The organism is Psychrobacillus sp. NPDC093200, assembly GCF_050280345.1.
Taxonomy (GTDB): domain Bacteria; phylum Bacillota; class Bacilli; order Bacillales_A; family Planococcaceae; genus Psychrobacillus; species Psychrobacillus faecigallinarum.
The window spans coordinates 1,088,840-1,107,378 of sequence record NZ_JBNNVC010000002.1; the positions used below are offsets into that span (position 1 = coordinate 1,088,840).

The window sequence follows — 18,539 nt, forward strand, 5'->3', positions numbered from 1 at the left end:
TATATAAAGGTATGAAAAAAACACACGAAGTGCAAGTCTTTACCCTTCGTGAGTCTCTTTAAATTCCATATATCTTCTATGTACAGTTGCTTTACTTATATTAAAACCTAATCCCTTTAATGTAGAGGTGATTTCCTCGTATGTGAGCCCTGCGTTCCGTAATCGGACAATTTCATCAACAGGTATATCTATTCGCTCTCTTCCCTCAGGGTTTCCTCGAGTTTTTAAATTCTTTTCTGGACGATAGCCTTTTGATATCGCGCGCTTCATTCCTCTTTTAATCTTGGCATTATGAATTTTACGTTGATATTCCTCCACCAAGGCAAGGATTTCTAAAAGCATAGAATCCATTTCATTTAAGTTTAATATACCTTTATCCTGTAACGTATAGACCGATGTGTTTGTTTTCTGAAGTAAATGAAGGACAGCCATTCTACCATTACCTCTACCTATTCTAGTTTCATCTTGCACAAACACCGCTTTGATATCATTTTCTTTTACATAATTGAGCATCTCTAATAGCCCGTCTCTCTCAACATCATATCCACTATGCTGATCTGCAAAAACCTGAGAAACCTCACTGCCCTGTTTTTTAGCAAAATCTATCAACTCTTCCTCTTGTCTCTCTAAAGAAGTTTCTTGTGTGGATTTGTCTGTACTTACTCGACAATAAATAACTGATTTCATTCTCCCGCTACCTCTGTTCCATAATTTAAGTGAAGGTTCTCACTTACTTTAGGAACAACTATAACATCCCCAGCTTTAATAGAGGTATCGTATAAATTATTCATTTCTATTACCTGACTAACCCATTCTTCCCTTGAATCTTCTATGCCATATTTTGTTGCAAGAGCCCATAAGGAATCCCCTTGTTCTATTTTGATGTGTGAGTCTTCCTCGTTTGTTATTGTATGTGAGATTACCATAGTTGTCATAAATATAAGATTTAGTCCTAAAAATAATGCTAAAAAATAATTGTTTTTTACCCAATTCATAAAAAAACCCCCAAAATTAGAATGTTTGTTCGGAATGTATGTTCTAATATTAATACGAACATTTGTTTTTGTCAACAAATATTAGAACCTATGTTTGCATAATTTTCAGGACACTGGTATACTATTAATAAGTATTAATCTAGTAGGGAATTTATTACTAAAAGAGGTGAACTCATTGAAGAAAGCGTCTAAAAGACAGGAAGATATTCTAGCTTTTATAAAGGAAGAAGTTCGTAAAAAAGGCTATCCACCATCCGTACGTGAAATTGGTGAGGCAGTAGGTCTTGCTTCAAGTTCTACTGTACATGGACACTTAGCAAGATTGGAAAGTAAAGGTTTAATTCGTAGAGACCCTACAAAACCACGTGCAATAGAAATATTAGATGGTTTAGAGGCTACTGTCGAAAGGCAGGGAGTTGTGCATGTTCCTTTAGTTGGGAAGGTTACAGCTGGTATGCCTATTACTGCAATTGAAAACGTTGAAGAATTCTTCCCGCTTCCTGAAACGTTTGGTACTTCAGATGATCACCTATTTATGTTAGAAATTATGGGTGATAGTATGATTGAAGCTGGAATCTTGAATGGAGATTATGTCATTGTTAAACAACAGCAATCTGCTAACAATGGGGACATCGTTGTAGCAATGACAGAAGAGGATGAAGCAACAGTAAAACGATTCTTTAAAGAAAAAACGTATTTCCGCCTACAGCCGGAGAACTCTGCGATGGATCCGATTATTGTTAATCAAGTCTCTATTTTAGGAAAAGTAGTAGGAGTTTACCGACATATTCACTAATGATTGCTTGACTTCTACAATTTTCATAGTATGATTACTTTGAGCCGATATCATATCTAACAAGAAAGTGGACATTTTTGTTTAGATCATCGAAAAACCCCTTCATGTTCGAGACATGAAGGGGTTTTGTTTATATTATTGCTTGTTTTGATTGTTTTGGTATTACATTCATTCCCTCTAAGAGAGTCTTTGCATCTTCATTAAAATAATGTTTGATGTCTTGTCTTATTAGCAAGGACGGGTTATCTCTTATTATCATTCTCAAAGCTCTAACGTCAAATTTCGTAGCATGCTTATTAATCGTGTAAATCAAGGAAACTTCTTGGCGAGTTAAAGGCTGGGCTCCTGATTCTAGGGTGTCGTTTATGTAAACTAACACACTTCTCGCATTGTCAATAAGTAAATGTTTATTTATATTAACTAGATTTAGATTTTCCTCTATATATTTTCTTGCTGAAGCATAATCTAACTTTTCTATACTATGATTAATCACATTAATTAATTCATTTGCATCCACATTCTATCCCTCCACTATTTCCGGAATTACAGATATATAAGTAGCATTGTACTATATTAACATCAAATTTGTAAGCTCTTTATCCTATTTTAATTCATCGGAACAATAAAAAATATTTAGAAATTCATAAATGAATACATTTGTTTATTAAAATTTATATTTACATTATTTAATATATGTTAATAGAAAGGATTGATTTATTTGGCTTTTCCATATCGGAATGATTACAGAAAAACGTTATTACCTTATTTAAATAGTTTACAAGAAGAAAGCTGGTTTAAAACCTCACCAACCTATCCAAATAATTTGGCATGGGTTATTTCACATATTGCTACTAGTGAGGATTTCTGGATTAATGAAGTGGCACTCCAACAAAAGTTAGTTTTGACTTTAGACAAAAACTCCTCTTCGTTCGAAATACTTAAAGCTTATCAAGATATTCGCATACATACAGACGGAATATTAAATAACTTAACTGATCAACAGTTTAATCAACTGATTGAAGTCCCTAAATTTTCTGATGGTTGGATTCCTCCTTCTCCCCCAACCTATAACTGGGTATTCCATCATATATATAGTCACGAAGCATACCACATAGGACAAATTGGCATCATAGCTCATTTCAATGGTTTTCCTAAACCTCTTTTTTAAATTAGCTTCATTGTCCAACTGAGAATATTGTTCAAAAATTATTTAATGGGGGTGAAACAATTGATCCCATTATTTCGCTACATTAATTTGGCTCTTCTATCCTCAAATCTTTAGATTCAACAAAAAAGGAAGGACTAGAATAAAAATTCTTGTCTTCCTTTTTTTGTTTCTGCTGTTGTTGATTGAAAAGTAATATCTATATGCGTCCCTCCAATTCCACATCTGATTATTTAAGAGCTACATAGTAGGACTTTTCTTCTCCATGCCACTTCATGCCTCAATATTTATTTTCCATAAAAATGTTATTTAAATACATTTTCTAATCCTACTGTTCTCGTAACCTGTCGTATATATCCACGCTAACAAAAACCCGTTTTCCTTCCTTATAGCAGTGACTTCATTTTAAGAGATGAATATAGTAAATAAGTGCATATTTTAAAGCCGACTGAAATCCCCTTTCTTATCGTGAGAAATAATAAATCAAGTACAGGAACTAACGCCAGACCTTACATTTGCTCAACTAAATCCTTGTAAAAGCAACAATATTTTTTTTTCATCTTAAACCAAGTTATACAATATGTTCTTAGCTTTTTTTAATAAGCACAGGATTAAAAGCCAAAAGGAGTTTTTTTCATAATGCGAAAATGGTTATTTTTAATAATGGTTTCTTGTATGTTGGGCCTTACTGCTTGCTCCGTAGCAAAGGAGGAAGAAAAACCTGAAAAAGAGATAGAGAAAGTAGTAACAAAAGAAGAGAATGCGGCTGAGGAAGTAAACAAATCAGATTCAAAAGAAGAGGCAACAGTACCTGAGGAGGAAATGGTATCTACAGATAAGGAACTGGTGCAATACTATGTGGACGATGTGAGAGTAGCTTATATGGAGGTAACAGATTTAGCAGTACGCTGGGATGAACTAAGATTTGGATCATCCAATGGTCAATTGGACAGCTATACATTTGCCACTGCTATTTACGAGGAAATTCTTCCACAAAATATGTTTGTTTTAGAAAACATTGAAGCTATTATTCCTCCAAATGATGATATTGCAGCCACGCATGAAATATTAATAGATGCTATTAGCAAGCAACATATCGCATTCAGTGAAATTGCTGCTGGTCTAGATGCGAATGATCCAGACAAGATAACTAAAGCAAATGAAATTCTAAATGAGGTTAGGAAATTGGATCGCGAGTTTTCAAGAAAAATGGAGGCTCTTATTAAAGAATACGGAATCCAATAACATTGCAATTCTATTAACCTTTTTTTGATGACTGATCGCCCTTGTTTAGCGACCAGTCTTATACATACAATAATTTTCATTTTTATATTGTGATAAAAAAACAATGTTCTTCTTTCAAAATGCCTATTAAGTAATGGCCTCCCTATGCTCTTCCAGCCTATGACCTATACACAAAAAGACGTAATCTAAAAGAGTCTCCCCTAAATAATCGAATAACACGTTAAAGTATTTACTTTTTCTCTCATCTCTTTTTTTACTGTTTGATTGTAACAACAAAATATCTCTTTGCTCTCATAAAAAACAGTATTAATGGGCATTCTGTTAATGTTTAAATGTAATTCTACATATGACAGGTGGAGAAGAATAATGGGAAATTCAAAAGAACCTTTTTATAAGAAGTGGTGGTTCTGGGTAATCGTCGTAATTTTTGTTATTGCACTTGCATCAATCGGCGGAGATGATGAGCCAGTCAACGATATAGCTACCGAGAAAACCACAGAAGACAATAAAAACGAAGCTTCAACGACTAATGATTCAAAAACAGACGAGGATAAACAAGAAAAGAAAAATGAAGGAAAGATTAAATCAGGGACATACAAGGTTGGTACTGATATATCCGCAGGAGAATATATAGTGTTTGCTAATGGCTACACATATATAGAAAGTTCAAAAGACAGCTCAGGTAAATTGGAAGGTATTATTTTCAACGATAATTTAAGTAAGGATTCCCATTCCTATGTGACGCTTCACGATGGAGAATATTTTAAGTTTCAGGATGGTGATATGTATTCTATTGAGCAAGCTCCTTCTATAGTTCCTATTGATGGTATTTATAAAGACGGTATGTACAAAGTAGGAAAAGATATCCCGGCTGGAGAATATAAAATTATTTATAATACTGATACAGGATTAGGATATTACGAAGTCTCTAAGAGCAGTTCGCATCAGTTAGAGGATATTGTGACAAATGAAAACGTTGAAGCAGATACATATATTACAGTCTCTGATGGACAATATATAAAACTGCAAGGCGTAACAATCGAAGCTAAATAGAAAAAAGCGTTGAGATAGAAATCTCAACGCTTTTTCAATATAAATTATTTAATATTTTACAATGAAGGACTCCCTAATACTCACTGCATCATTGGCCTATTATTTTACTCTTAAAACCTGACCAACATAAATTGTATAATTGGAGTCTAGGCCATTCCAATCTTTAATCTGTTGAACTGTGCTTCCGTAAGTTTGACTTAAACCGTAAACTGTATCTCCACTTACTACTGTATGATACACAGCGGTACTCTTTTTAGGAAGCCCAAAGGACTTAACAATACCATTTACATGGCCTCTTGCTAGAGATTCAATGAAAGAGGATGTATTAAGTTTAGCTGCGTCATTGGCATTATCGATGAAGCCATTTTCTGTAAGCAACGAAGGCATATTTGATTCTCGCAAAACATGAAAATTAGCCGTTTTCTTTCCTCGATCTGAAAAATTAACAAGCTTTAAGATCTCTGAATGAATATTTGTTTGATACGTTGTAGTAGGAGTTCCGCTACCTGGATAGACATAATCCTCATAGCCTGTCCCCCCTCCTGCATTAATATGAATAGAAAGGAAGAAATCTGCTCCCCAGGCATTCGCTTGATTCGTACGATCCTGCAAAGTTGGAAATGTATCTCCTGTACGGCTCATTAATACAGTTACATTGTTGTATTCAGCTAAAAGAATATTTTTCACACGTGTTGCAATTTGCAAAGTTAAATTTTTCTCCTGTAATCCATTACCTACAGCTCCTGGATCAGTTCCCCCATGACCTGGATCAATAAAAATTTTTACCATAATCAATCACCTCTTCTAATTTTTTGTTTTTATTTTTTTAAAGAAAACTTGTACAACCGTTGTCTACACCAATGGAATCACCCCTTTCAATAGAAAGAGCCACCCATAAGGGCAGCTCAATTTGGTTTTTTATATGTCATTGCTCTTTTACTATCAGAGAGATCTTGTGTAGTAGGATCTTGAATCAATCCTAATGTCGCTAACAGGCCAAAAACTACATTTACCATGGCTAATAGCCATTTCTCTATGTTCTCTGAAAAGGAATACTCAGTAATTCCTAGACTATTGAAAGCAATAAGCATTAGCTCTGCTAGGATAAATAATTGGGACAGGAAACTCATCACCCAAATCTTGTTTTGTAAACGCACATTCCAGTTGATATTCATACACTCGTCACCTCCTGAATAAGTGCTACTTCGTCTAATCGACGGTGAGCTTGCTTAGTACTTTCCTCCACTCTTATAAGTCTTTCTGACAAAATTTCTCGATGCTTTTCCGATGCTTTCATTTCTTGTTGAATTATCTCCACCCCTCTACTGATGTTATCGAGCTTGGTTTCAATTACCGCTGTTCTAGCTGCCTCTGCCTTCATATCCTTGTCCCTATTGCGACTATAAGTAAGCAACCCAACAAGAAACCCTAAAACTGTGCAACTCATGCCGATGAATAATTCCATTCCCTCACTCCTTTTTAGGGAACAAAAAAAGAACGACCCTATTGGGAACGTTCTCTTCTGTCCACTCATATTTTTTATTCTTCTTAGTTTATATTAAAACATATCCAAAACGAAAATGTGTGCCAGCAATGTGCCTTCTTTTTAGGAGCTCACTTTCTATTCCAAACAACAAAGTAACAATGGTTGTGTTTTAATTGCAAAGCACTAATTGGGAAATTGATTTTTAAAACTATTCTATAGGTTATATTAAAACACATCTAAAACAAAAAAGTGTGCCTTAAAAGTGCCACTCGATTATTTCCCTATCTTGCAGATCTATGTCCTTAATCAAGTTCTCTTGTTCTTTCCATACAACTAAATTCAATACTATAGCAAGCTTTCGAAAGGCCACAGCTTTAATACGATAATACTGCCGATGAGAAAGGTGAAGGTCAGTGTAAACTTCATAATCGTATACCTCCTCCTCACCAAAATATTTCATCGTAATTATAGATCTTTCCTTATAGGATAGTTTGTTAACAGCATGTATAATTTTCTCCATTACTAGCTTTCTTTTTCGCTCATAATCTATATTTTTCACTGCTGAATTTTCAGTAGACGAGCCACTAAAGCTTCCAGATCGCGGTACCAAGGAATACTGAGCTGTAATAGTTGGCATTTTATCTAAAGAAGATTGAAGTAGATATCTTCTAAATTCTGCAAAAGCACGTTCCACTGCTTTTTTGGTTTTACGAGAATCTATTTGCTGTATATTCATTTAAAGTCCTCCTTAATATGGAATGCACAAGTTTGTATATTTGGACATTAACGGCAAGATTACAAGAGGCATCCTTTTCCATTTGGCCTTAAACTACAACGGGTGCAAAGCAAAAAAAAGACACAAGACTTGTCTTCAAGTCTGTGTCCTGGTTATTCCAGTAACGGTTATATTCTTTTAGTCGATTGAATCTCTATATGTGTAGGCTTTCCATTTTGCCAAGTAATAATTTGTTTTCCGTAGCCATATTGAGGTTTTTCCACTAGCTCCATTTCTCCATCTTTAATCAAACATACAGCTTGCTCGATTTTTAGTTTTTCATTTTTCATACAGATCAACTCCCTTTCTTACTTTCTCTAGACGAGCTAAGCGTTTGTCCACTTCGATCAAGCAAAAGCTAAAGCTTAGAGTAACAGTAGTCAGAAGTACGTATAAAACAGACAATTAGAACTCACCCCTTTCAAACGCTTCATGCTACCAGTTCCTAAACATACTAGACAAAAGACTTTCAGAGTATGGGTTAAAGCGTATTTCACTTGATTGTTCCTTCACTTTTAAATATTCCTCATAGCCTCTGGTTTTCGTAACTACAAACCAAATTTCAAATGGATCCTTTAGAGTACCATCATTGAAATACCATACATCCAACAAATACGTTTCCTGCTTCATCTAATTTTCTCCTCCCTTCTCAAGTAACCATTTCGGTGACTTTAGGATAAAAATTTTTATTGATCTATTATCTTAGAAGTTTAATCCTGATTGTGAAAACAATATATCACCGTATTGGTTACTTGTAAATGGTTAAATAGCATTATTCCTTAATCTCGCTTCCGTTATGGTGACTTTTATTATATAATTAGATAAATACTATTGCAGGAGGAAAAAAGTGACATGGAGCTGACTAATTACGTAGGAAAACAGATAAAAAAATGGCGGATTATGAGAAATATGAACCAAGAAGAATTGGCTGAAAAGTTACATACTACTAAACAAACTATTTCTCGTTATGAAAAAGGAGAAAGGAAGGCCAATCAAGAAATATTATATGAGCTTGCTAAAATCTTAAATGTTTCTATCAATGAATTTTTCCCTCCATTAGAATCTAAAAAGGGTAAGAATATCGAAACATTTGCCGCCCATATAGATGAGAATGTTACCGAGGAAGAGATGGAGGACATTAAAAAGTATATTGAGTTTATCAAATCACAAAGAAAATAATTTCCATGAAGGATTAAGGGGGTGTAATTACATGAGTTTCGAGAAACTACTGATGGAATATCCGCAAATATGTATTATGGAAAAGGACTTGCCAAAGGGGCTTTCCGGTCTATACTATGACAATAATATAGAAATCAATAAATCCAAGTCCTCTTACGAAAAACACTGTATTTTGGCTGAAGAGCTAGGACATTACGAGACGTCCACCGGGAATATAACCGATTTAGGCAATATAAACAATCAAAAGCTAGAACTGATTGCAAGAAGGTGGGGCTACGAAAAAATTGTCTCACTCGATCATTTAATCGAGTGTTATCTACATGGGTATACGACTGTCGAGGAAATTTGCTTGCACCTTGAAATTACAGCTAACTACTTAAAAGAAGCTCTTAATGTCTACAAGCAACGACATGGAATTTCCATACAATATAAGGAGTATGAGTTGTTTTTTGATCCATTAAATATATCCAAAAAATAAATCTAATAGACTTAACTAAATTTCAACGACTTGTGGAGGCTTCTATATGCGATTGATAAACATAATTGGGATATGTGTGTGCGTCATTGTATTAATAAATTTATTTATTTCTTAGAAAAATAATCATGCTTGCGGATATACCGTCAACTATAAAATGCATGAATTGAACTTCTTTTATTGTCTAGTCTCACTAACTTCTTTTGTACTGATTTTACTCCTAGTATTCTCGGGGAAATTTCTCAAATTCACTATAAGCATTTACGTATTATTAACGTCAGGACGAGCTTTTTTTACTAAATCGACAATAAAAACTTTAATAATAACATGGTCAATGTTTTAAATGAAAATTTAATCTGGATATTTTTATTCCCATTAATAATCGGTCTTGTTATATTTACTAACAAAAAAACTGCCTAACTTATCCCTTAATCTTAATGGTGATGTTTACCTATTAAATAGTGAGCGAAGGACTGTAGATCTCCAGTAAAACGTTCTACCCCATCCACATGATAAAAAGTGCTGGTTTGGTCAAAATCAAAACTTGAATTCGTAGTAGAATATAAAAAAACTCTTTTCTCTAACCCCAGGGCTATTCCCATCTCGATATGGCTACCCTTACCAGCTGGAAGAAGAACAACAAAAAAATCACTCTCAACTACTGCTTGTTTTTCTATTTTGCCAATCTCAGAGAGCAAGTTATACGAATCTACTCTTTCATTTTTAGTCCAATCATATGTGTGGTTCCAGCCTTCAAGTTTTAAAATTCTAGCAAGTTCTCTTACTTCATGGATATTCTTAAAACTTGAGGCAATGTAAAAATTCATATTAACTCCCCCTTTTAAATATTTAAAGTCCAAATTCTATAAAGATATTTATTGTTTACGTTAATTTTATCTTTTTGCACAACAACCATTATATTTATATAATTGGCCCATTTTGGTATGAGTTTATCGAGAGATTTAATCACTTTTTCATCTGGAGTTGTATACCCAACATTCTCTTTACTAACTAAGTAGCCTAAAAAATCGCCATACAATGAATTAGACCATTCATACACTTCATTCTCAGTATCAAAAATCCTATTATCTTCTGAATATTGGCCATTTACCCAATGTATCTTCATACACAAGCTCCTTTCTGCTTCGAGTAGCAATTAAGTTTAGGGAAATAATATTCCCGATTTACTTAATTTGACTATCCTGAATAATCCATTCAGCGGCGCCTGCTAAATCAGAAAATATCGCATCAGCTAGAGGGTCACTTTTTCCAAGGAAAACACATTTTGTACCAGCTTTCTTACCCGCAATAATATCCGTATCTGTGTCTCCAACCATATAAGAAGAGGCCAAATTTATTTCATACTTCTTGGCAAGATCTTCAATTAATTTACTATTAGGCTTTCTACAGGAACAGCCTGACTTTGGCTTATGGGGACAATAGACAACATCATTCACAATCGCTCCTTTCTTCCTTAAAGCTTCCTTCAGATGCTCATGTATATGAATTAACTGCTGTTCCTTCATATATCCAAGACCTACTCCACCTTGATTGGTAACCACAAACACATAATCAAAGATAGTATTTAATTTTTTTATAGCCTCTGGTACGCCTGGCAGGAAATATAAGTCCTGCGGTTTATTCAGGAATTTAACTCGATTAGTTAGTACTTCGTTTATAACACCATCTCGATCTAAAAATACAGCTTTTTTCATCTCTTACACACCTTTATAATTTTCTCCTATTGTTCCCCGGAAGAAAATAATTATCAGTCTATAAAGAAAAAACCTAAAATGTTTTCGTTTTAGGCTAGGGTGTGTACGTATGTTTTTTATTATCTCTTAAAGAAAATATTTAAAACGATAATTAATATAATAATTCCTACAACCACAATATCTATCCATTTTCTCAACTAAATACTAGCCTCTAGTAGGTCTAAACAATGATCAAAGCTTGCGTGTATTCTATGCCCTCCAAATAAATTGCCATCATGGAATTCACAATATATTTCATTTCTACTTATTTTCACATCATATAATGAAATAGACTTAGCAAACTTTTCTTTTGTTATATCATATTCCCCAGCATCCACTTCATCCCAATTTAATGTCGGATCATTTTCATCGTATTCTGGCCAAAAATCATTTTTATAATGAATCATACTTGTTGCCACAGATACTCTTGCCTTCTCATCTATAGATATAAAGAACTTTTCGGCGATTATCAACAGCCTCTTGGCATCGTCTAAATTTCTAGTATTTAGGCTCCAATGAATTTTACTTTCATGATTTTCATAGTTATTGGTTATTTCATTGAAAGTAAACAACCCCAATTCGTTACTGTAAATAGATGAGTTCACCTAATCATCCCCTTTGAATAGATCTTCAGAAAAAAATTTACATAATAGAACTTTCGATAGTTCACATTCACCTATGAATTGATTTTATTCATTAATTAAATTTTGCCGACGATTACATATAAAAGCAATATATATCACAGCTAATGGAATGGAAAGTATCGAAGCATATTTTGCGAATACCTTTTCTTTCTTAGAAAGCCAAGATTGTATGGAGTAAAAATCAGATATGCTACTTTAAATTATGCAGATCAAATGATTCTTCTAAATCTCCCCATTTAACATTTACTTTAATGACAGCATCTTCGGTTAATTTTGAGCCACCTTTTGAGGCCCCTGAAGAAGAAAATGTAACGGACGATGGAGGTTCTGTGAACTCTTGAACTCTTTTCCCGCTACTATTATCAGTTTGATAAGAGTATTCAAGCTTTTGTAGTGACGACAACTCTTCTAATGAACCTTTGTATTTTAAAACGAACTCATAGCTGACATCGTTCGAATACGTTTTTGTTCCATTAGTTTCTCCCCATTTTTCGATTCCTTTATACAAATATTCAGCTTCCCATTGATCACTTTCTCCAATAAATTTATAATCGTTTTTCGTGGTCTCAGAACAAGCGGTCAAAAATAATATTGTAAAAAACAAAGCGAGTATTTTTTTCAATTTCAATTCCCCCTAAAATTTTAAAATTGAGCTCCACTTTATAACTTTTTGGATTTAATACAATTACCTCTGTTTAATTTTTAGCAATACATTACGATTAAATATGATGTTTACTTGTTCTTCAAGCCCATTAGACAAATGTCTACATCATTTGCATTTTGTGGGTTAACTCGTAGAGAATGTTGCATTATTATTAATCATTTATAGGTTCATATTTCATACCTTCATCTATTGATTTTCCATCATCATAGACAACTAGAACTATTTTTTTACTATTACTATTATAAAAATATTCATAACTATAAGCAGAATCATCTTCAAAAGTGACTATAAATCCATACCCACCATTCTTATAGTCTTTAATTATCTTTTTTGATGATATCTTATTATCATCTACACCTTGTTTATTCAGATATTCAGCAAATTTTACTTCAGCATCATCTTGACTGCCAGGATAGATAGCAACTATAGCTAAAATTGCTAATCCAACCAAAACAACTAAACTTATTATTATTTTCAATTAATACACCCCTTTGGATAACTTGAAAAGCAATATAAAATTCAGTTTAGAAACTTTCAATCATCATTTTGAGGAGGTGGTTTGTAACCTCTTTAGCAAATGTTGCTGGTTTGATTGGACATGCAGTTATAGTTGTTAGTGGATAAATTAATCCATACATATAGATAGATTTTCTTGCACTCACATATAATTTATTCAACAGATAGATACTTCAGAGTTATCGGATCGTTGTTATTCATAGTTGCTTCATATAACACGATTTCTCCTGAGGGTGGTATTTGTTCATTCGAGTTACTATTAAAGTTCTCTGATAAACCTATCATCCAAGTTGCTTCGTTATTTTGGACCAAAACAACGGCTAATGTACCAAATTGAACAACACTGTCCCATTTAAACTTTTCCGTTTTTCCGTTATGGACAACAGTAATTCCATCCGGTGAACTGATAACCATTGCATTATCCCCTTGCCATTGTCCAGCGATAGATGGACCAACGTAAGAATAGGAACCCTCGTCACGACCCCCATAGGTACCGATATATTGGTGTATCTTACTATCAGCAGATTTATAAGTAACCGCGGCAATGTCTTTTTCTACCCACTTCACTTTAAACTCGCTTTTAGTTTTATAGGGCAAAATTTCTTTTTCCCGAGCAAATATCCAATAATATGATCTATAGTATTTTGCCTGTTTGGCTTTCCTATCTTCCTTAATGACTACCACATTTTTAAAGTCTGGTGAAATACTTAGAATATGTTTAGTTTGATAGCTATGGATAGTAATAAAAACCCCTTGTATAAATAGAATTACGACTGTAATGCTCACTATTATCATTTTCCACTTTTTATTGACAGCGAGCAGAAGAAACAAGGAGAGGAAAATGGCTAATACTATTAATATGTTTATCACGTAAAAAAATCGATTATCCACGTACTCTATTACATATCTTGATTTTAAAAAGAAATATCCCATTTGAACACTAAACAATCCAATGGCCATTAGAAAGAATAACCAGCCTCCTATTTTTTTATATTTTCGGTTCATTTGGTGTTACCTCCTTTAAAAATTCCCATGTCTTGCCGTTATCATTAGAAATGAATTTCCCTTTAACTTTCCCACCTTGGTAATCCCCATTAGGTCCTTGATTAATGTAGACGGCTAAGTAGTCATCTTCTTTAAAAGGTACCTCCGCCAGAACAAATATTTTGTTATATTTCTCTGGAATATTGATATGGGCTTCACGCCAAGAGGCCCCTCCATCTTGCGTGACATGAAGATCAGGTTCTTCAGGGTTAAGTATCCCAAATGACAAGAAGCCTATTTCTTCACTAACAAATCCCCCATCTGAAATTAACCTGGTGATATTCGAATGAGTCGCTTCTTTCCATTGCATCCCGCCATCCTTCGTAATATAAACATTAGTCCATTCCTGTGACATTGTACGATCACCTGAAATTATGACGTAACCAAAGGAATCATTTAAAAACTCAACTTTACGAAAACGAATGGGAGGATAGCGATCTACGACAACTATATTCCCCCATGTCTTACCTTCATTTTTTGTATAAAGCAATTCGATACTGGTTTCGTTTGAATCATTTTCATTAGAATATAAAAAATAAGCATGCCCCTGTGAAAGTATATAGCTATCATCTATCAGTTCTGTCTTACTTCCGGAATATTCCCCTTCAAATAACGTTTCTTTTTCAATAGGAACTTCAATCCATTCATTGCCACTATTAAAAGTAATTTGTACTTGATCATACTCTAAAGAATATCCAGTTAAATCGTCTACATAGAATGGCTGTAGTGGCTTTGTTTGTTCTAATGTTGTTATATTATTCTGCTTGGAATCCGTTGGAATCGCATCTAAATTTTCGTAAAATAAAGTACCTACGAATATACCAACTATCATAATGCAAGCAGTACCAATTATTATTTTTTTCATTAAAAATACTCCTGTCGTTACCTTGTTATATCTCTATTATTTTAAATTAGTTGAAGTTTCAACTGTTATTAGCCCTATTCCATTTTTTTAATTCTCTTCTATTATAGCTGTTTCTACAAGGTTTTTGGAAATATTTGTAGATTATAGATAGTAGAGTAAAATGACAGTCATTGTTAACAGTACTTTAGAGGAGGATTATAGAATGAAACGTTTCTTTTGGTCTTTATTTGCCGGGATAAGTGGTCTCCTTATAGGTATATCACTTGATCAAATAATAAACGTAAATTCCTATGACTATATTTTATCGCTATTATAGGTGTGACTATCATGTCATTTGGTATATGGGGTTATCGTAAGTATGTCGGCAAAAGCTTACTATTCAAATCAAAGTGAGATAGAACAACAAATGATAAGGAGCATTAAGATGAGGAAGGCTTACTTATTCTTATTCACTCTTTTTGTGTTAATAACTGCTTGCCAAGCGCAAGATCCTAAAGTTATTACCTTAAAGGACGTAATTGGCTCCCTTGAAAATCAGCACCTTACTCTAGAAGAGCCAAAGGAGAGGAACGGTAATATTTTTGGCAATAAGCTAAACGGCGTAAAACCAAATATATATTTGCTAGATAACAAACCATTCTTAATCTATATCTACCCTTCTGAGGAGGATCGGAAAAAAGGGCTTAAAGAATTAAAAAAAGAGACGGAAAGCATGAATGTTGTGTCCTATAATCTATACGAATTCCATAATGGCTTAATTTTTTATGTATACCAAACAGATTTAAATGAAAGCATCGAGGAAGGCTTGCAAAAAGCCTTAAGTGATTTAGAAAAGTATAGATAATAAATTTCCAGTCCAATAGTTTTTGTGAAGCCGATTATTAATCGGTACATTTTAAGCTTCCTCTTCCTTGCAATCTATTAGACAGTAGCTGTATATGTTGAAAGGGACCTCTATCTTATACAAAGAGGTCCCTTTCTATTTTTAGTTAAGTGGCCTAGATATAATGAATTCATATTTTTCTACGTTCTCATCTGCTTCCATTGAAACTCCAAAAATCGTTGTGGCATCGTTACATATTTTAACATTAGGAAGTTCGTCTTGCGTCAAAGAATCAAAAATGTCAGGGTTCATTTTTATTAAGTTAATTTGTTTACCTTGTGAAGTAAGATATTCAATTCCTTCATGAATCCTATTCAATAATATTTCCATCTTTATCCCTCCTTCGTTACCTCTTTTAGTAGTTTGTCCAGAAATACTAAAAATATTTGAGAAGCTTGTTATCCTCCTCTATTAGGACCAGTAAATTATTTTTCTACTTGTGATATTACACATGTATTTCCAACCATGAAAATAAAATATTATTGACAATTTTTAATAATAGAATTAATATTTATGAGAGTTAATTGAAAATGATTATCATTACTAATTAATATCAACTTTTCTTAAAATACAAATGACAAAAAAGGAGTTTTACATGATGAAAAAGCTATTTATAACATCCTTATTTTTCTTAGTGCTTTTACTTGCAGCATGTGGGAACAATGACACGAACAAGGAAGAAACTGAAGGAGAGACAAAGTCGGATACTTTTACATATGAATCTGAAACTGGACCTATTGAGGTTCCTACAGATCCCCAAAGAGTAATAACTCTTACAAATGGCCCAAATGCACTGGCTTTAGATGCTAATATCGTTGGAATTGACGACTGGACGAAGATGAACCCTCTTTTTCAAGAAAGACTTGATGGAGTAGAAGTTGTAACAGAGGAAAACCTAGAGAAAATAATTGAATTAGATCCAGACCTGATTATAGCAGGCTCGCATATGAATAATATTGATAAATTAAATGAAATCGCACCGACTGTTGTTTTTACATGGGGAAAACTGGACTATTTAGATCAGCAGTTGGAAATTGGAAAGCTGCTGAACAAAGAAAAAGAAGCTAAAGAATGGATTGAGGATTTTAAATCACGCGCGGCATCCACTGGAGAGGCTATTAAAGCGAAAATTGGTGAAGATGCTACTGTTTCTGTTATTGAAAGTGGTAATAAGGAGTTTTATGTTTTCGGAAATAATTATGCACGTGGCACTGAAATTTTATATCAAGCCATGGGTCTAAAAATGCCGGAAAAAGTGGAGGAATTGGCTCTTGAATCTGGTATATATACATTTTCCACAGAATTACTTCCTGAATTCGCTGGAGACTATGTAATTTTTAGCAAAAATCCTGATGTAGATAACTCTTTTTTAGAAACAGATTTATGGAAGAACATCCCTGCCGTCAAAAACGGTCAAGTATATGAAATAAACACAAAAGCTTCTACTTACAGTGATCCAATTACTCTAGATACTTTGCTTGATTTCTTTGAAAGCTCCTTTTTACAGAAATAATACTAGAGAAAGCTCACATCTTTAATGTAAGTACGATTGCATATTTTTAGATATGAAGAATACTATTTAAACAATCAGTTGATGGTAATTTACCTGAAGCTGATTGTTTTTTACAATTGATTCTATTTCTAAAGAATTAGTAACTTTACAAAGAACAAAGTATAAATGAATTCCACTTTCCGCGGGGGGATAAGCCATCACCGTCGCTCAAGTGTCATTTTTGATGGCTTATCTATCTCCCTTCCCCCGATGGAGTCGCCTCCTGCCCCTATAATATGTTGTCTATCTTATTAGAGTTTAATACTCTGTATTTTGCACCACATAAAATTGCTTGTTAACTCCAATTAGTGTATCTTCATTCTTCTTTTCTTTGATGTATCTACTGAAATAAATTCTATCGATACAATAATATTTACCTATTAGAAAGTCAATTCTACTAATTAGTAAGCACTACTAAATTCACTGAAAATTCACTCAAAATGACCGATGAATAAATTGGAACCGTTGTCTATAATTTACTTATATTTGAAAGGATGGTGAAAATAATGAAAAAGAGAATAACTAAGTTACTACTCGCTTTTGGCTTTGTGTTTGCTTTATCATCTACAACAATTGCTTCAGCAGCAACTGTACAAGCACCTCCAATTTGTAAGCCTGATTATAGTAACGCTCCATGTGTACCTAAGGACTTGTGATTATTGTAAAAGTGATTACACTCTAATATTAAGTGGGTAAGACGAAAAACATTAAACTTTTTATCTCTGTTTTATGCCTAACAGCATTTTTAATCGGCCAAAGTCCGGCATCAGCTTTTAATTGTGGCACTGGTGCATCTGCGCCATGTTTAGACAGGCCTTAATCATTTAATACAATAGCGCTTGTTTCAATCTCTGGCGCTATTGTATTGTTCAGAGATGTTATTAAAAGAAATCAACTTCTTTGATTTTGAAAGAAATTTTGTATTTTTACAGTAGTCATGCCTGTACAATAAATTGTTACTTACATAAGCTAAATAACAACTGAGAAATTTATTTTACTCTCATCTCAGTTTACATGAGGACCTTAGATAAAGGTCCTTTTTTATTTTCTTAATTTTTAATGCATGTATTTCACTACTAATTGAATAAAATTATAGAGAATGGTTCATGCTTCTAAAAAAGAAGAAGGAGAACAATATTGATAAAATTTGAATTACATTTAAATGACTTTTATGTAGACACCCTTAATGACTTGGTTAGACAATTCAATGAGCTTATTCCTGATAATGCACCTTACTCATATTCATCTCAGGATGTTATTGAATTACTTCTCATTCGTGAACATGTGAATAGCGAACTAAAGCTGATTAGACCTTGAAGAAGGTCTTTTTTTATGTTTTTTAAACTTACAACTATGTACAGTGTTAACATATTTATTAGTTGAATTTCAACAAAAAAAGAGCCTAAGCTCCTTAAATGAAAAAATTACAAAAGTACATTTTAATTTGC

Annotated in this window: 29 protein-coding genes; 10 read left to right on the plus strand and 19 right to left on the minus strand. The window is 33.4% G+C overall.

Annotated elements, in window-relative coordinates; all coding sequences use genetic code 11:
* Window positions 1–39: 39 nt before the first annotated feature.
* Together ACQKNZ_RS13185 and yneA are read right to left on the minus strand one after the other, a co-directional pair.
* On the minus strand, window positions 40–687 hold the full coding sequence (locus tag ACQKNZ_RS13185) for a YneB family resolvase-like protein (RefSeq protein ID WP_144537034.1): 648 nt from the start codon (window positions 685–687) through the stop codon (window positions 40–42).
* Window positions 684–995, minus strand: coding sequence for a cell division suppressor protein YneA (yneA, locus tag ACQKNZ_RS13190; protein ID WP_144537036.1), 312 nt, complete (start codon window positions 993–995; stop codon window positions 684–686). Before yneA ends, ACQKNZ_RS13185 begins: the two co-directional genes overlap by 4 nt.
* A 175-nt stretch (window positions 996–1,170) precedes the next feature.
* On the opposite strand from yneA, the gene lexA reads away from it, so the two are divergent.
* A complete protein-coding gene (gene lexA, locus ACQKNZ_RS13195; RefSeq protein ID WP_151110235.1) occupies window positions 1,171–1,791 on the plus strand; it encodes a transcriptional repressor LexA in 621 nt (206 codons plus the stop codon).
* Window positions 1,792–1,921: 130 nt separating this feature from the next.
* Here lexA and ACQKNZ_RS13200 read toward each other — a convergent pair whose 3' ends face one another.
* Complete coding sequence (locus ACQKNZ_RS13200) at window positions 1,922–2,308, minus strand: hypothetical protein (RefSeq protein ID WP_151110238.1); 387 nt, start codon at window positions 2,306–2,308, stop codon at window positions 1,922–1,924.
* 201 nt (window positions 2,309–2,509) lie between these two features.
* Between ACQKNZ_RS13200 and ACQKNZ_RS13205 the strand changes: the two genes are divergently transcribed.
* The 3 genes from ACQKNZ_RS13205 (at window position 2,510) to ACQKNZ_RS13215 (ending at window position 5,254) form a co-directional block, all read left to right on the plus strand.
* The gene (locus ACQKNZ_RS13205; protein WP_427660057.1) at window positions 2,510–2,959 is read left to right on the plus strand and encodes a DinB family protein; all 450 of its coding nucleotides are present in this window, start codon (window positions 2,510–2,512) and stop codon (window positions 2,957–2,959) included.
* 636 nt (window positions 2,960–3,595) lie between these two features.
* Window positions 3,596–4,201: a hypothetical protein gene (locus ACQKNZ_RS13210; RefSeq protein WP_427660059.1), complete on the plus strand. Its 606-nt coding sequence runs from the start codon at window positions 3,596–3,598 to the stop codon at window positions 4,199–4,201.
* Between the two features lie 366 nt (window positions 4,202–4,567).
* Complete coding sequence (locus tag ACQKNZ_RS13215; protein WP_427660061.1) at window positions 4,568–5,254, plus strand: hypothetical protein; 687 nt, start codon at window positions 4,568–4,570, stop codon at window positions 5,252–5,254.
* Window positions 5,255–5,353: 99 nt separating this feature from the next.
* Here ACQKNZ_RS13215 and ACQKNZ_RS13220 read toward each other — a convergent pair whose 3' ends face one another.
* The 7 genes from ACQKNZ_RS13220 to ACQKNZ_RS13250 form a co-directional block, all read right to left on the minus strand.
* Window positions 5,354–6,043 carry an N-acetylmuramoyl-L-alanine amidase family protein gene (locus tag ACQKNZ_RS13220; protein WP_144537048.1) on the minus strand — a complete coding sequence of 230 codons (690 nt, stop codon included), beginning with the start codon at window positions 6,041–6,043 and terminating at the stop codon, window positions 5,354–5,356.
* Between the two features lie 116 nt (window positions 6,044–6,159).
* Window positions 6,160–6,429 carry a phage holin gene (locus ACQKNZ_RS13225; protein ID WP_144537050.1) on the minus strand — a complete coding sequence of 90 codons (270 nt, stop codon included), beginning with the start codon at window positions 6,427–6,429 and terminating at the stop codon, window positions 6,160–6,162.
* Entirely contained in the window at window positions 6,426–6,719 is a 294-nt protein-coding gene (locus ACQKNZ_RS13230; RefSeq protein ID WP_144537052.1) for a hypothetical protein, read from the minus strand. Before ACQKNZ_RS13230 ends, ACQKNZ_RS13225 begins: the two co-directional genes overlap by 4 nt.
* A 277-nt stretch (window positions 6,720–6,996) precedes the next feature.
* Entirely contained in the window at window positions 6,997–7,476 is a 480-nt protein-coding gene (locus tag ACQKNZ_RS13235; protein WP_427660063.1) for an ArpU family phage packaging/lysis transcriptional regulator, read from the minus strand.
* A gap of 167 nt (window positions 7,477–7,643) precedes the next feature.
* Entirely contained in the window at window positions 7,644–7,805 is a 162-nt protein-coding gene (locus ACQKNZ_RS13240) for a DUF3954 domain-containing protein (RefSeq protein ID WP_144537056.1), read from the minus strand.
* On the minus strand, window positions 7,795–7,920 hold the full coding sequence (locus ACQKNZ_RS13245; protein ID WP_255475381.1) for a hypothetical protein: 126 nt from the start codon (window positions 7,918–7,920) through the stop codon (window positions 7,795–7,797). The genes ACQKNZ_RS13240 and ACQKNZ_RS13245 overlap by 11 nt, the downstream gene beginning before the upstream one ends.
* Before the next feature lie 30 nt (window positions 7,921–7,950).
* Window positions 7,951–8,145 (minus strand): hypothetical protein, encoded by a 195-nt coding sequence (locus tag ACQKNZ_RS13250; protein WP_154310968.1) that lies wholly within the window; start codon window positions 8,143–8,145, stop codon window positions 7,951–7,953.
* Window positions 8,146–8,367: 222 nt separating this feature from the next.
* Between ACQKNZ_RS13250 and ACQKNZ_RS13255 the strand changes: the two genes are divergently transcribed.
* Window positions 8,368–8,694 (plus strand): helix-turn-helix domain-containing protein, encoded by a 327-nt coding sequence (locus ACQKNZ_RS13255; protein WP_427660066.1) that lies wholly within the window; start codon window positions 8,368–8,370, stop codon window positions 8,692–8,694.
* A 31-nt stretch (window positions 8,695–8,725) separates the two neighbouring features.
* The gene (locus tag ACQKNZ_RS13260; RefSeq protein ID WP_151110244.1) at window positions 8,726–9,172 is read left to right on the plus strand and encodes an ImmA/IrrE family metallo-endopeptidase; all 447 of its coding nucleotides are present in this window, start codon (window positions 8,726–8,728) and stop codon (window positions 9,170–9,172) included.
* 431 nt (window positions 9,173–9,603) lie between these two features.
* On the opposite strand, the gene ACQKNZ_RS13265 is transcribed toward ACQKNZ_RS13260, so the two are convergent.
* From ACQKNZ_RS13265 to ACQKNZ_RS13300, 8 genes are all read right to left on the minus strand, one after another.
* Window positions 9,604–9,996 (minus strand): group-specific protein, encoded by a 393-nt coding sequence (locus ACQKNZ_RS13265; RefSeq protein WP_144537064.1) that lies wholly within the window; start codon window positions 9,994–9,996, stop codon window positions 9,604–9,606.
* A 14-nt stretch (window positions 9,997–10,010) separates the two neighbouring features.
* Window positions 10,011–10,295 carry a hypothetical protein gene (locus ACQKNZ_RS13270; protein WP_144537066.1) on the minus strand — a complete coding sequence of 95 codons (285 nt, stop codon included), beginning with the start codon at window positions 10,293–10,295 and terminating at the stop codon, window positions 10,011–10,013.
* A gap of 58 nt (window positions 10,296–10,353) precedes the next feature.
* Window positions 10,354–10,884 carry a D-glycero-alpha-D-manno-heptose-1,7-bisphosphate 7-phosphatase gene (locus ACQKNZ_RS13275; RefSeq protein WP_427660069.1) on the minus strand — a complete coding sequence of 177 codons (531 nt, stop codon included), beginning with the start codon at window positions 10,882–10,884 and terminating at the stop codon, window positions 10,354–10,356.
* Between the two features lie 197 nt (window positions 10,885–11,081).
* Window positions 11,082–11,528, minus strand: coding sequence for a DUF2262 domain-containing protein (locus tag ACQKNZ_RS13280; protein WP_144537070.1), 447 nt, complete (start codon window positions 11,526–11,528; stop codon window positions 11,082–11,084).
* Window positions 11,529–11,757: 229 nt separating this feature from the next.
* Window positions 11,758–12,189, minus strand: a complete 432-nt coding sequence (locus ACQKNZ_RS13285) for a hypothetical protein (protein ID WP_427660071.1) — start codon at window positions 12,187–12,189, stop codon at window positions 11,758–11,760.
* 193 nt (window positions 12,190–12,382) lie between these two features.
* Window positions 12,383–12,709 (minus strand): DUF3139 domain-containing protein, encoded by a 327-nt coding sequence (locus tag ACQKNZ_RS13290; RefSeq protein WP_225321683.1) that lies wholly within the window; start codon window positions 12,707–12,709, stop codon window positions 12,383–12,385.
* A gap of 191 nt (window positions 12,710–12,900) precedes the next feature.
* Complete coding sequence (locus tag ACQKNZ_RS13295) at window positions 12,901–13,752, minus strand: hypothetical protein (protein ID WP_427660073.1); 852 nt, start codon at window positions 13,750–13,752, stop codon at window positions 12,901–12,903.
* A complete protein-coding gene (locus ACQKNZ_RS13300; RefSeq protein ID WP_151110246.1) occupies window positions 13,736–14,656 on the minus strand; it encodes a WD40/YVTN/BNR-like repeat-containing protein in 921 nt (306 codons plus the stop codon). Before ACQKNZ_RS13300 ends, ACQKNZ_RS13295 begins: the two co-directional genes overlap by 17 nt.
* A gap of 424 nt (window positions 14,657–15,080) precedes the next feature.
* On the opposite strand from ACQKNZ_RS13300, the gene ACQKNZ_RS13305 reads away from it, so the two are divergent.
* The gene (locus tag ACQKNZ_RS13305) at window positions 15,081–15,500 is read left to right on the plus strand and encodes a hypothetical protein (RefSeq protein WP_427660075.1); all 420 of its coding nucleotides are present in this window, start codon (window positions 15,081–15,083) and stop codon (window positions 15,498–15,500) included.
* Window positions 15,501–15,641: 141 nt separating this feature from the next.
* Here ACQKNZ_RS13305 and ACQKNZ_RS13310 read toward each other — a convergent pair whose 3' ends face one another.
* The gene (locus ACQKNZ_RS13310; RefSeq protein WP_144537080.1) at window positions 15,642–15,869 is read right to left on the minus strand and encodes a lactate dehydrogenase; all 228 of its coding nucleotides are present in this window, start codon (window positions 15,867–15,869) and stop codon (window positions 15,642–15,644) included.
* 268 nt (window positions 15,870–16,137) lie between these two features.
* Here ACQKNZ_RS13310 and ACQKNZ_RS13315 point away from each other — a divergent pair, with 268 nt between their 5' ends.
* The 3 genes from ACQKNZ_RS13315 to ACQKNZ_RS13325 all read left to right on the plus strand — a co-directional run bounded on the left by ACQKNZ_RS13315 (window position 16,138) and on the right by ACQKNZ_RS13325 (window position 18,408).
* Window positions 16,138–17,052: an iron-hydroxamate ABC transporter substrate-binding protein gene (locus tag ACQKNZ_RS13315; protein ID WP_144537082.1), complete on the plus strand. Its 915-nt coding sequence runs from the start codon at window positions 16,138–16,140 to the stop codon at window positions 17,050–17,052.
* A gap of 545 nt (window positions 17,053–17,597) precedes the next feature.
* Window positions 17,598–17,747, plus strand: a complete 150-nt coding sequence (locus ACQKNZ_RS13320; RefSeq protein WP_154310977.1) for a hypothetical protein — start codon at window positions 17,598–17,600, stop codon at window positions 17,745–17,747.
* Between the two features lie 481 nt (window positions 17,748–18,228).
* A complete protein-coding gene (locus ACQKNZ_RS13325) occupies window positions 18,229–18,408 on the plus strand; it encodes a hypothetical protein (protein WP_151110252.1) in 180 nt (59 codons plus the stop codon).
* The last annotated feature ends 131 nt before the right edge of the window (window positions 18,409–18,539 follow it).